Genomic DNA, 12,022 nt, shown 5'->3' with positions numbered 1-12,022 from the left:
GTGCGGGGCACCCGTGCCCGAGTCGCTTGGTCACGGGTGCCCCGCACCTCATCTTCTACGGGGTGAAATCGCCTTCCAGGAGTTCGGTCACGAGGGCCGCGATCGGCGAGCGTTCCGAGCGGGTGAGGGTGACGTGGGCGAACAGCGGGTGGCCCTTGAGCTTCTCGATCACCGCCGCCACCCCGTCGTGGCGGCCCACCCGGAGGTTGTCGCGCTGGGCGACGTCGTGGGTGAGCACCACCCTGGAGTTCGCGCCCAGCCTCGACAGCACCGTGAGCAGCACGTTGCGCTCCAGCGACTGCGCCTCGTCGACGATCACGAACGAGTCGTGCAGCGACCGGCCCCGGATGTGGGTCAGCGGCAGGACCTCCAGCATCCCGCGGTCCATCACCTCGTCCAGCACGTTCTCGCTGGCCAGCGCGCCGAGGGTGTCGAACACCGCCTGCGCCCACGGCGCCATCTTCTCGTTCTCGGTCCCCGGCAGGTAGCCGAGTTCCTGACCGCCGACGGCGTACACCGGCCGGAACACCACGACCTTGCGGTGCTGTTGCCGCTCCAGCACCGACTCCAGGCCCGCGCACAGCGCGAGCGCGGACTTGCCCGTACCGGCCCGACCGCCCAGCGAAACGATCCCGATGCCGGGGTCGAGCAACAGCTCCAACGCGATCCGCTGCTCGGCGGAGCGGCCGTGCAGGCCGAACGCCTCCCGGTCGCCGCGCACCAACCTGACCTGCTTGTCCGCGGTCACCCGGCCTAGCGCGCTCTGCGAGCCGGACAGCAGCCGCACCCCGGTGTTCGGCGGCAGGTCCCGGGCCTCGTCGAGGTCGGCGATCCCGTCCTTGAACAGGACGTCCACCGAATTCGGCGGCACCTCGACGTCGGCCATTCCGGTCCACCCCGACGGCACCACGTCCTGCGCGCGGTACTCCTCGGCGTCCAGGGCCACGGCTGCGGCCTTGACCCGCAGCGGCATGTCCTTGGTGACCAGCGTGACCCGGTGCCCTTCGGCGGCCAGGTTCAACGAGCAGGCCAGGATGCGGGCGTCGTTGGAGTCCGTGCGGAACCCCGGCGGCAGCACCCGCGGGTCAGAGTGGTTGAGCTCGACGTGCAGGCTGCCCCCGTCCTCGCCGACGGGAACCGGTTTGTCCAGCTGCCCGTGCTGGATCCGCAGGTCGTCGAGGGCGCGGAGGGCTTCTCTGGCGAACCAGCCGAGTTCGGGGTGGTGGCGTTTGCCCTCCAGCTCGCTGATGACCACCACCGGGAGCACGACGTTGTGCTCGGCGAAGCGGGACATCGCCCACGGATCGGACAGCAGCACCGAGGTGTCCAGGACGTAGGTCCGGATCTCGCTGCCGCCGGCTTGCGCGGTGCTCGCGGACTCGCCGCTACGGGCTGGGATCTCCGCTGGAGGCTGGGAACGTCGTGCGGTCACGGCTACTCCCTCGCGGGCGTGGCATGCACACCCGCTCGTCGGCGGGCCGGGCCTGGCCCCGTCGCGCCGCGGCCGGACCGGATCGTCCGCCGTGGCCGCGGGGCCAGGCACCGGCCCTTCGCGACCAAGGTGGACGTGGTAACCGTCCGCTCCAGCCAACAGCCACGATCAGGGCCTCCCGGACGGGCCACGTACGGACTTGCGATTGGAACGGCCCGTCAACAGCGCACGCTACCTGCGAGACTGCGTCTCGGCAGGCAGCCACACAGGTGATTCGCCGAATCGTCGACTTCTCTTCATGTGTCTCGGATTCGCGCAGGTCACGGACTTGCCGACCGCGTCGAACGGGCGCGGAACACCGTTCGGCGGCAGGTCAGACCACCTTCGGCGGCCGCCGCGGAGCACCTCCCATTAAGGCACTCCACGTGATCAACACTCCGCCGGATGGGTGATCTTCGTCGGGTGAATGGATCAGGCTCTGGCCGCCAGCTCCGCCCGGACGGACTCCGGAACCAGCGGTTCGTCAAGCAGCCGGCGAAAACGATCGGTGCTCGAAGTGCCCGCCGGCCGGTTCTCCAGCCACCGGCGCAGCAGCCGGTAGCCCTCGACGTAAGTGGTGGTGTAGGCGCGCCACAGCGGATCCCGCATGAACCGCACCAGGTGCCGGGCCCGCTGGTCCGGCATCAGCAACCAGCGTTGCAGGTAGGCAGCCACCTCGGCGTCGTCCGCGCCGCCGTCGTGCAGCATCAGCAGGGCGTCCTGGCGGACCGTCAGCAGGCGGCTCATCGCGATCTCCATCCGCTCCGCCAGCTCGCCATCCATCCAGATGCCCAGGTCCGCGAAGATCTCCGCCGCCCACGGCCCCCAGTCCGGCCCCACCGCGGCCTGCAGCCCGAGGTCGGCCAGGCCCTCGGCCATCAGGCACTGCGGCGTGTTGACCAGGAAGATCGTGTGCTCGTCCTGTGCGTCCCGGATCGCCAGCCCGGCCTCCTTGCGGCAGTGCTCCGTGTGGTGACCCGGGTAGGACTCGTGCGCCACGAGCTGCGGCAGGTTCGCGGCCCGGTGCCCGACGTCGGCGTTCACGGCCACCCGCGACCGGTACTCGCCGAGGTAGTGGTTGAAGCCGCTCCACGGCTTGTCGGTGACGATCTGGTACTCGACGACCTCCTGGGCCGGCAGGCCGAACTCGCGCCGAACGCGGTCGCGCAGCGCGCTGGAAAGCGCTTGGACGCAGACCTTGAGCCGCGTGGCCGGCACCGCATCCCAGCTTCGGACGGCGTTCAGGCGCGCGGGCAGCGGGCCCCGGCCCGGCAGCACCTCGGCCAGCTCGCGGTGCGCCTCGCGGTACTCGTCCTGAGCACCGAGCACCGGCGTGACCTGGAAATAGGCCTCGACCTCGGCCAGAAACGGCAGCTGCTCGCCGGCCAGCCCGCGCCCGGAGCACTCCAGCGCCGTCAGCTGCGCGGCGAGGAACCGGCGGCGCGGCTCGGCCAGTCCGGACTCCGGCAGCGCGGCGCGCAGCCGCTGCGCGTCGGCGGTCAGCCGCGCCGGGTCGGGACGCGACTCGTCCTGCACCCGCCGGCGCAGCGCCGGGTCCCCGGTGAAGGAATCCACGAATCCCGGGACGAGCCGATCGAATCTGAGCCCGAGGAGCACGTATTCGGTCACGAGCGCTTCGGAGTCCATATCGGGACACTACGCCGGGCACTTGCGCGCACGGACCACTGGGCTCGTTTCCCCAGGCAACCGAAACCATACACAATTGGCCGTCGCAACGAAAACTGTGCGACATGACACAAGTGATCACACGATGGTGTTAACGAGGTGTTTTTTCTTCGGTTTGCCTGGATATCTTTCACGCCGAGTGCGCCCCCTCCCGGCTGAACTTATGGGGTGCGCGGCCGGGGAAGGAGCGCACTCTTCATCCCATCCAACAAGGAGCAACAAAGTGCTTAAGAAGGCTGCGATCGTCGCCGGTGCCGCCGCCGGGCTGCTGGCCCTGGCCCCCGTCGCCAACGCCGACAGCGCCGACAGCGCCGGCATCAACATCGCGAACGACAACAACGTCAGCGTCCTGCCGGTCCAGGCCTGCGGCAACAACATCGCCGTGGCCGGCGCGGTCGTGCCGATCGCGTCGCCGCAGCTCAGCAACTGCGTCAACGCCCCGATCGTCGACCACCCCAAGGTCAGCTGACCGAGCCGAAACAGCTGCATCCGGTACGCGGAATCAGACGCCGAAAGGAGCGTCGGGGCCACCCCCCGACGCTCCTTTTTGCGCGCAATCGCCGGGCCGGAAGGTTCTCGCCGCGCAATTGCACGTCGCCACGTGCGAATACGAGATTCGCGTTCACACAATAGTGTTAGCGAGTTTGGGCATCCGGCACGTCGCAGGTAGCTTTTCAGCCGGAACAAGCCAGACTCCATGGCCACCTCACGGATTTACCGAAGTCCGCCGGGGTGTGAACTCCGAATAGCGCGGTTAACAGAGGAGAGTGAACCAAGTGCTCAAGAAGGCAGCGATCGTCGCCGGTGCCGCCGCCGGGCTGCTGGCCCTGGCCCCCGTCGCCAACGCCGACAGCGCCGACAGCGCCGGCATCAACATCGCGAACGACAACAACGTCAGCGTCCTGCCGGTCCAGGCCTGCGGCAACAACATCGCCGTGGCCGGCGCGGTCGTGCCGATCGCGTCGCCGCAGCTCAGCAACTGCATCAATGCCCCGATCGTCGACCACCCCAAGGTCAGCTGACCGAGAGCAGCGCACGGGAAAGGCCAGGTCTCTCAGACCTGGCCTTTCCGCTTGTCGGGGTCAGCCGCCGAAGCGGCGGTGCCGGACCGCGTAGTCGCGGAGCGCGCGGAGGAAGTCGACCCGGCGGAAGGCGGGCCAGTACGCCTCGGTGAACCAGAACTCGGAGTGCGCCGACTGCCACAGCATGAACCCGGACAGGCGCTGCTCCCCCGAGGTGCGGATCAGCAGGTCGGGGTCGGGTTGTCCGGAGGTGTAGAGGTGCTCGGCGATGTGGTCGACGGTGAGGACCTCCGCCAGCTCCTCGATCGTGGTGCCGGCTTCGGCGTGCTTCTGCAGCAGCTTGCGCACCGCGTCGGCGATCTCCCGGCGCCCTCCGTAGCCGACCGCGACGTTGACCTGCATGCCCGTGCGGCCCTTGGTCCGCAGTGCGGCGGCGGACAGCCGCGCGGCGGTCTCGGTGGGCAGCACGTCGAGGGCGCCGACGATCCGCACCCGCCACGGCGTGGCCGGGTCGGTGAGCCGGTCCACCACCCCGGCGATGATCTCCATCAGAGCGTTCAGCTCGTCGGGGGTGCGGTTGAGGTTGTCGGTGGACAGCAGCCACAGCGTGACGACCTCGACCTCGGCCTCTTCGCACCATCCGAGCAGTTCGGCGATCTTGCGGGCGCCGGCACGGTGGCCGTGGGCGGCGTCCAGGCCGGCCTCCTTGGCCCACCTACGGTTGCCGTCCAGGATGACGCCGACGTGCCTGGGATGTTGCAACCCGTCGAGCTTCCGGCGTAGCCGCCGCTCGTACAGGTCGTAGATGAGTTCTTTCAACCGAACCTTGAGCGCCACGCCCGATGAGCCTACGCGGATCCCGAAGCCGCGCGGGCCCCACCTCAGTCCGAAGTGCCGCAGTCCGAAGTGCCGCGCGGATCACGCCGGGAACGCACCGCGGCCCGCTCGGCTGCGGAACCCCAGGTGGCCGACTTGCACGCACGGCGGAGCGCCGGTGCTGTTGACCACGTCGCCCGTGCGACCCCTGGCCGCGAACCTACGATCCCGTAACCTCGATGTGTGACTAGCGCCCTCTCCGCTCGCCGCTCGACCGCATTCGTGAAACCGCGGATGCGCGGCTGGATCCACTTCTGGTCGCTGGTGGTGTCAGTTGCCGCCGGTGCCACGTTGATCGCCCTCGCAGCCTCGACCGTGTCGGCCGCCGCCGCCGTGGGCACCTCCATCTACGTCGCGACCGTGCTGGGCCTGTTCGGCGTCAGCGCTCTCTACCACCGCAAGACCTGGAAGACGATCGGGGCGCGCACCTGGATGCGGCGGCTCGACCACTCGATGATCTTCCTGTTCATCGCGGGCACCTACACGCCGTTCGCGATGGTGGCCATGCAGCCCACGACGGGTGCGGTGGTGCTCGCCGTCGTCTGGGGTGGCGCGCTGGGCGGCGTGATCCTGAAGCTCGCCTGGCCCAACGCACCGCGCTGGGTGGGCGTTCCGGTCTACATCGCGCTGGGGTGGGTCGCGGTGTTCGTGTTCCCCGACCTGCTGCACAACGCCGGGATCGCGGTGCTGGTGTTGCTGATCGCCGGCGGGCTGATGTACACGGCGGGCGCGATCTTCTACGCGACCCGGTGGCCGGACCCGTGGCCGAAGACCTTCGGCTATCACGAGTTCTTCCACGCGGCGGTGTCGCTGGCCGCGATCTGCCACCACATCGCGATCTGGCTCGCGCTCTACGCATAGGGGCTCGCGCTTTACGCATAGGAATGTTGCTGGCGTCGTTTTGCGTGGCGGTGCGGGTGGCTGGAAGTCGTGAGTGCGAAACCGGGTCAGAGCCGGTTTTCGCACTCACGAACCGGCTCCGGGCCGCGGTTGCGCAGTTCGTCGACCTGGGACAGGGCTTCGCGGAGTTCGCCCAGCCAGTCCTCGGTGTGCTGGCCGACCAGCCGCACCGCCCAGGCCAACGCCTCGGAGCGGGACCGGGCCACCCCCGCGTCCACGAGCGTGTCCAGCACCATGCGCTCGGGCTGGTGGAGCCGGGTCATCACCGGCACGGATAGCGTGGTGAACAACTCCTCGGTGTCGCCGAGCCGGGCACCCCAGGCGACCTTGCGGCCGTAGCGGTGCTCCGCTTGACGGGCGATCTCGATCCGCTCGTCGCGGGTCTCCTCGCGGAAGCGCGCGATCCGGCCGTTCTCCGCGGCGGCGCGCTCGGCGTCGTCGGCGAATTCGCCGCCCACCGGCGGCAGTTCGCCGACCACCAGGATCTCCTCGCGGTCCACGGTGACGGCCGGGCCACCGCTGAACCACCCCTCGGGCAGCCGCCCGGTGAACCACGCCTTGGCGTCCTCGGCCGTCGGCGGCTCGCTGCGCCGCCCGCCACCCGCATACGGCGGACCTCCGCGGCCTCGACCGCGAGCCGTTCGACCAAACCTCGAATACATGACTCCCACCTCCCGATTACATAATTACACAGTTACAACGCAGGTGGGAGGGTTGCCGTTCGGCCCGCAGCGAAACCGGCCGGCGCGGGGCCGTGAGTCCTTGGGCAGCTAGAGCCACGCAAAAGACTCACGGCGCCCTCAGCGGGTCAGGGAATCGATGAGGTCTTCGGCCGTGATGACCGGGCGGTCGCAAACGTAGCCACGGCACACGTACGCCGCGGCGGCTCCGCCGACCAGCGGCCGCCCCGCCAGCAGCGGCACCCGGCTCGCCTCCGGCTCCCCGGCCAGCGCCACGGCTCCGCCCGGGGCGCTCCGCCGCGCCGCGGCGAGCAGCGCCGCCCGGTCGGCGTCGTCGGCTTCGCCGACCACCGCGACCTGGAGCGGGCCGTGGGCGCGAGCCTCGGCGACGCTGAGCCAGTGACCCGCGAAGCGGGGAGCGCGCTGCGCGAGGAGCCCGGCACGGGCGAGCGCCCGCTCCGCCGCGGCGCGGTAGCGCGCGGTGGCGTCCGGGCCGGCGAGCGCGGCAGCGGTGAGCAGGGCCGAGGCGATAGCCGAGGCCCCGGCGGGGCTGGCGTTGTCGGTGGGATCGGAGGGGCGGCGGACGAGGGATTCGGCGTCGGCCGCGGTGTCGTGAAACATGCCCGGGTGGTCGGCGTCGGCGAACTGCTCCAGGGCCGTGTCCAGCAGCGAGCACGCCGCTTCGAGCCAGCGCGGCTCGCCGGTCGCCTGGTGCAGCGCCAGTAGTCCGTCGGCGAAGCAGCCGTAGTCGTCGAGCACTCCGGCGGCCGTTCCGACCACGCCGTCTCGGGATGTGCGCCGCAACCGGTCGTCGATCAGGTGCCGCTCCAGCAACAGCTCCGCCGCCTTCGCCGCCGCGTCGATCCAGCGCGGTTCGTCGAGCACCTCGGCCGCCTCGGCCAGCGCGGTGATCGCCATGCCGTTCCAGGCGGTGACGACCTTGTCGTCCTTGCCCGGCTGCGGGCGCTGGTCGCGGGCTTCGCGAAGGCTGTCGCGCACCCGCCGCCAGCGGGCCGGGTCGTCGGGATCGTGCTTGAGCTGCAGCGTCGACGCGCCGTTCTCGAAGGTGCCCGCCTCGGTGACCTCGAACAGCTGCGCCGCCCATTCCCCGTCGACCGGGCCGAGAACCTCCCGCAGCTGGTCCGGCGTCCACACGTAGGTCAGCCCTTCGACCCCTTCGGTGTCGGCGTCCAGCGAAGCCGCGAAGCCGCCTTCCGGCGTCCGCAGGTCGTGCACCAGGAACTCGGCCGTCTCGCGGGCCACCCGCTCGCCGAGCGAGTCGCCGAGCCGGGCGAGGTGCACGTACGTCCGGAGCAGCAAGGCGTTGTCGTACAACATCTTCTCGAAGTGGGGCACCACCCACGCGGAGTCGACGCTGTAGCGCGCGAAGCCACCCGCCAGCTGGTCGTAGATGCCGCCGCGGGCCATCGCCGAGCAGGTGGCTTCGGCGAGTTCCAGCGCGGAGTGACCGTCCTCCGGAATGCCGACCCGCTCGTGGTGGCGCAGCAGGAACTCCAGCACCATCGACGGCGGGAACTTCGGCGCACCGCCGAATCCGCCATGGACCGCGTCGAATTCCGCGTGCAGCCGGGAAACCGCACCGGCCAGCACATCTTCGTCCAAAATGGACTCCGGGAGCGGGGCGCGCTGCGCGGCCAGCTGCGCCACCACCCGCGTGGCGGCCTTCCGGACCTCCTCGCCGCGACCGCTCCACGCCTGCGCCACGGCGTGCAGCAGTTGACCGAACGACGGCATGCCGGACATCGGCTGCGCCGGGTAGTAGGTGCCGCAGTGGAAGGGTTCGCCGTCCGGGGTGAGGAAGCAGGTCATCGGCCAGCCGCCCTGCCCGGTCATCGCCTGGGTGGCCTCCATGTAGACGGAGTCGATGTCCGGCCGCTCCTCGCGGTCCACCTTGACGTTCACGAAGTTCTCGTTCATCACCCGCGCGATTTCCGCGTCCTCGAACGATTCGTGCGCCATCACGTGGCACCAGTGGCAGGCCGCGTAGCCGACGGACAGCAGCACCGGCACGTCCCGCCGCCGCGCCTCGGTGAACGCCTCGGGCGACCAGGGCCACCAGTCGACCGGGTTGTCGGCGTGCTGGAGCAGGTAGGGGCTGGTCGCGTTCGCAAGCCGGTTCGCCATGTCTCCGACAGTAGTCCGGGGTTCCCGCACCCGTCATCGGCAGCCGTGACAACACCCACGACCGAGAAGATGCTTACTCACTTGACCCGCGTTGCGAGGTCGCTCAGTTCAGCAACGCGCTCGACTCACGATCGCTATGCGACGGGCCTGCGGCCCGCCCTTGACCCCGGAGCCGCGCGTTAGGGGCCGTAGCGAGTCTCTGGCGGATGTTCCGCACGACCGGGCCGGGTCTTTCTCACGACAACGTGTTACACAAATAACCTCATCTCGGCCAGGACTAATCGTCACCAAGAAACGCCGGGAGCAACGACGAGGGAAGAGGTTTCCATTGTGGACAACGTAGGGGCGGCGCGATGACCCTGGTCGCCGGAATCGACTCCTCCACCCAGTCCACCAAGGTCGTGATCTGCGACGCCACGACCGGAACCGTGCTGCGGGAGGGCCGCGCACCGCACCCGGACGGCACGGTCGCCGACCCGGAGAGCTGGTGGCAGGCGCTGACCAACGCCACCGAAGGCCTCCTCGACGGCGTCGCCGCCATCGGCGTCGCCGCCCAGCAGCACGGCATGGTGGCGCTGGACGAGCAGGGCACGCCGGTCCGCCCCGCCCTGTTGTGGAACGACAACCGCTCCGCGCAGGCCGCGATCGACCTGACCCGGGAGCTCGGCGGGCCGCAGGCGTGCGCCGAGGCGATCGGCACCCTGCCTGTCGCCAGCCTCACCGCCAGCAAGCTGAGGTGGCTGGCCGAGCACGAGCCGCACCTGGCCGACCGGGTGACTGACGTGCTGCTGCCGCACGACTGGTTGATCTGGCGGCTGACCGGCGAATTCGTCACGGACCGCGGTGACGCGTCCGGCACGGGCTACTGGTCACCGCGAGAAGGCCGGTACCGGCAGGACGTGCTGGCCACCGCCTTCGGCGGCCGGACGCCCCGCACACCCCGGGTGCTCGCCCCGGCCGAACCAGCCGGGCGCACCCGGGACGGCATGCTGGTTTCGGCCGGCACGGGCGACAACATGGGCGCCGCGCTGGGCTTGGACGTCCGGCCCGGCGACGTCGTGGTGTCGCTCGGCACCAGCGGCACCGTGTTCGCCTCGGTCGACAAGCCGAGCGCGGACCCGACCGGCCAGATCGCCGGATTCGCCGATGCGACGGGCAGATTCCTGCCGCTGGTGTGCACGCTCAACGCGGCCCGGGTGCTCACCGCGACGGCGGCGATGATCGGCGTCGAGATGGCCGAGTTCGACCGGCTGGCCTGCGGGGCCGAGCCCGGTGCCGGCGGGCTCGCGCTGCTGCCGTACCTCGACGGCGAGCGGACCCCGATCCTGCCGGACGCCAGCGGCACCCTCCTGGGCCTCCGGCGCGACAACATGACACCCGAGAACCTTGCGCGGGCCGCCGTCGAGGGGATGCTGTGCGGACTCGCCGCCGGTGTCGATGCGCTGCGCGCGGACGGCGTCGAGGTGGCCCGGGTGCTGCTCATCGGCGGCGCAGCCCAATCGCGGGCAGTACAGGTCGCGGCGCCGCTGATCTTCGGCGTGCCGGTGACGGTGCCCGCGCCCGCGGAGTACGTCGCCCGGGGAGCCGCCCGGCAGGCGGCGTGGGCGCTGGCGGGAACGGCGGGGCCGCCGGAATGGGCGCTGCCGGGAGCGGCGGAGCTCGAAGTCGTCGATTCCGAGGCGGGCGCCCGCATCCGCGAACTCCACCACGGGGCGTTCGCCCAGGTGCACGGCGAAACCGCCTGAGCCGGTCAGGGCCCGTGAGCGCTCTTGGGCGTCATGGCACCCGGGAGGTTCTGGGCTTTGTCGAGCCACTTCTTCGTCGCGAGCAGGAGTTCAGCACGTGGCTACGAGGACTGGTCACCGAACTCACCGACGTGTGGGGCCGTCCCGTCGGGCGTCGTGGGTGGCGATTTCGCGCGAAATCGCCACCCACTCCGTCCCGTCTTCCGCCGCGATCGAGTCGATCACCACCTGATCGTGCCTGACCCGGAAAGCAGTCGGGGTCATCCGGCACTCCGGATGACCCCGATTCGGCTTCGCCCCCGCTAAGGGGCTTCTTCCTTGTCCGGCTTCGCCTCGCCCTGCTCCGCTTCCGGCTCTTCGCCGTGCTTCGCCTCCGCTTGCTTCACCCTCGCCGGGGCCGCTGCCGCGGCCTTCTGCTCGTCGAAGACCACCGGGAGCTTCTTCAGGTGCTTGGTCATCGAGCGGACCAGGAGCACCACCGCGATGGCGAAGACGATCAGCAGCACCAGGCCGACCGGGGAGGACTTGCCGAAGTCCTCGCCCTGGCCACCCGGGTCGTTCGGCGGAGCGGGGGCCTGCGCCAGCACGTGGGCGACAGTCTCCCAGGCAGTCATGCGCACACCTTCTCCTGCACGCCGGAGAACAGGTCGTCCTCCGGCAACGTGGTGTCGACCAGCGAGCGCACCAGCTCGTAGTCCTCAGTCGGCCACAGCTCGCGCTGGATGTCGAGCGGGACCGCGAACCAGCGGCTGTCCGGGTCGATCTGGGTCGCGTGGGCTCGCAGCGCGTCGTCGCGCTGCTCGAAGTACTCCCCGCACTCGACTCGCGTGGTGACCCGCTCGTCCGGGTCCGGTCGGGTGGAGTCCCACTTCTCCAGCCACTCGCCGTACGGCGACTCCAGGCCGTTGGCCAGCAGCGCCTCGTGGAACAGCTGCATGCGCTTGCGGGAGAAGCCGTGCGAGTAGTACAGCTTCAGCGGCTGCCACGGCTCGCCCGCGTCCTGGTGCAGGTCCGGGTCGCCGGCCGCGTCGAAGGCCGCCACCGAGATCTCGTGGCACCGGATGTGGTCCGGGTGCGGGTAGCCGCCGTTCTCGTCGTAGGTGATAACCACGTGCGGGCGGAATTCCCGCATCGCCTTCACCAGCTCGCGGGTCGAGACCTCCATCGGCACGGTGGCGAAGACGCCCTCCGGCAATGGCGGCAGCGGGTCGCCCTCCGGCAACCCGGAGTCGACGAAGCCCAGCCACCGGTGCTGCACCCCGAGGATCTCGGCCGCTGCGGCCATCTCCGCGCGGCGGACCTCCGTCAGGTTCTCGACGACCTCGGGCCGGTCCATGGCCGGGTTGAGGATGCTGCCCGCCTCACCGCCCGTGCAGGTGACCACCATCACCTCGTGACCTTCGGCCACGTAGCGCGCGGTCGTCGCGGCTCCCTTGCTGGACTCGTCGTCCGGGTGCGCGTGCACCGTCATCAGCCGCAGCTTGTCCGCCATCGCCC

The 12,022-nt window shown here is 70.4% G+C and carries 12 protein-coding genes; 4 read left to right on the top strand and 8 right to left on the bottom strand.

Going from position 1 to position 12,022, the window contains the following annotated elements:
• Positions 1-55 precede the first annotated feature (55 nt).
• Positions 56-1,432 carry an RNA 5'-3' helicase PhoH2 gene (gene phoH2 / locus ACRXBZ_RS24435; RefSeq protein ID WP_433881087.1) on the bottom strand — a complete coding sequence of 459 codons (1,377 nt, stop codon included), beginning with the start codon at positions 1,430-1,432 and terminating at the stop codon, positions 56-58.
• A 471-nt stretch (positions 1,433-1,903) separates the two neighbouring features.
• Positions 1,904-3,100 (bottom strand): DUF885 domain-containing protein, encoded by a 1,197-nt coding sequence (locus ACRXBZ_RS24430; protein ID WP_433881086.1) that lies wholly within the window; start codon positions 3,098-3,100, stop codon positions 1,904-1,906.
• A gap of 280 nt (positions 3,101-3,380) precedes the next feature.
• On the opposite strand from ACRXBZ_RS24430, the gene ACRXBZ_RS24425 reads away from it, so the two are divergent.
• Positions 3,381-3,626 carry a hypothetical protein gene (locus ACRXBZ_RS24425; protein ID WP_433881085.1) on the top strand — a complete coding sequence of 82 codons (246 nt, stop codon included), beginning with the start codon at positions 3,381-3,383 and terminating at the stop codon, positions 3,624-3,626.
• 307 nt (positions 3,627-3,933) lie between these two features.
• Entirely contained in the window at positions 3,934-4,179 is a 246-nt protein-coding gene (locus ACRXBZ_RS24420) for a hypothetical protein (protein ID WP_433881084.1), read from the top strand.
• 60 nt (positions 4,180-4,239) lie between these two features.
• Here the strand turns inward: ACRXBZ_RS24420 and ACRXBZ_RS24415 are convergent, their stop codons facing one another.
• A complete protein-coding gene (locus tag ACRXBZ_RS24415; RefSeq protein WP_433881083.1) occupies positions 4,240-5,016 on the bottom strand; it encodes an isoprenyl transferase in 777 nt (258 codons plus the stop codon).
• Positions 5,017-5,238: 222 nt separating this feature from the next.
• Between ACRXBZ_RS24415 and trhA the strand changes: the two genes are divergently transcribed.
• Complete coding sequence (gene trhA / locus ACRXBZ_RS24410) at positions 5,239-5,916, top strand: PAQR family membrane homeostasis protein TrhA (protein ID WP_433881082.1); 678 nt, start codon at positions 5,239-5,241, stop codon at positions 5,914-5,916.
• 86 nt (positions 5,917-6,002) lie between these two features.
• Here the strand turns inward: trhA and abmR are convergent, their stop codons facing one another.
• On the bottom strand, positions 6,003-6,617 hold the full coding sequence (abmR, locus tag ACRXBZ_RS24405; RefSeq protein ID WP_433881081.1) for an ATP-binding transcription factor AbmR: 615 nt from the start codon (positions 6,615-6,617) through the stop codon (positions 6,003-6,005).
• A gap of 138 nt (positions 6,618-6,755) precedes the next feature.
• Entirely contained in the window at positions 6,756-8,780 is a 2,025-nt protein-coding gene (locus tag ACRXBZ_RS24400) for a thioredoxin domain-containing protein (RefSeq protein WP_433881080.1), read from the bottom strand.
• Positions 8,781-9,133: 353 nt separating this feature from the next.
• On the opposite strand from ACRXBZ_RS24400, the gene xylB reads away from it, so the two are divergent.
• The gene (xylB, locus tag ACRXBZ_RS24395; RefSeq protein ID WP_433881079.1) at positions 9,134-10,525 is read left to right on the top strand and encodes a xylulokinase; all 1,392 of its coding nucleotides are present in this window, start codon (positions 9,134-9,136) and stop codon (positions 10,523-10,525) included.
• Between the two features lie 123 nt (positions 10,526-10,648).
• Here the strand turns inward: xylB and ACRXBZ_RS24390 are convergent, their stop codons facing one another.
• From ACRXBZ_RS24390 to mca, 3 genes are read right to left on the bottom strand one after another with little or no spacing between them, the layout of a single operon-like run.
• Positions 10,649-10,789 carry a hypothetical protein gene (locus tag ACRXBZ_RS24390; protein WP_433881078.1) on the bottom strand — a complete coding sequence of 47 codons (141 nt, stop codon included), beginning with the start codon at positions 10,787-10,789 and terminating at the stop codon, positions 10,649-10,651.
• A 38-nt stretch (positions 10,790-10,827) separates the two neighbouring features.
• The gene (locus tag ACRXBZ_RS24385; RefSeq protein ID WP_168586628.1) at positions 10,828-11,139 is read right to left on the bottom strand and encodes a hypothetical protein; all 312 of its coding nucleotides are present in this window, start codon (positions 11,137-11,139) and stop codon (positions 10,828-10,830) included.
• A complete protein-coding gene (gene mca, locus ACRXBZ_RS24380) occupies positions 11,136-12,017 on the bottom strand; it encodes a mycothiol conjugate amidase Mca (protein ID WP_168586627.1) in 882 nt (293 codons plus the stop codon). Before mca ends, ACRXBZ_RS24385 begins: the two co-directional genes overlap by 4 nt.
• Between the last annotated feature and the right edge of the window lie 5 nt (positions 12,018-12,022).

It is taken from the genome of Saccharopolyspora hattusasensis (assembly GCF_050972075.1).
Taxonomy (GTDB): domain Bacteria; phylum Actinomycetota; class Actinomycetes; order Mycobacteriales; family Pseudonocardiaceae; genus Saccharopolyspora; species Saccharopolyspora hattusasensis.
This window is presented reverse-complemented; position numbering and strand designations above follow the sequence as displayed.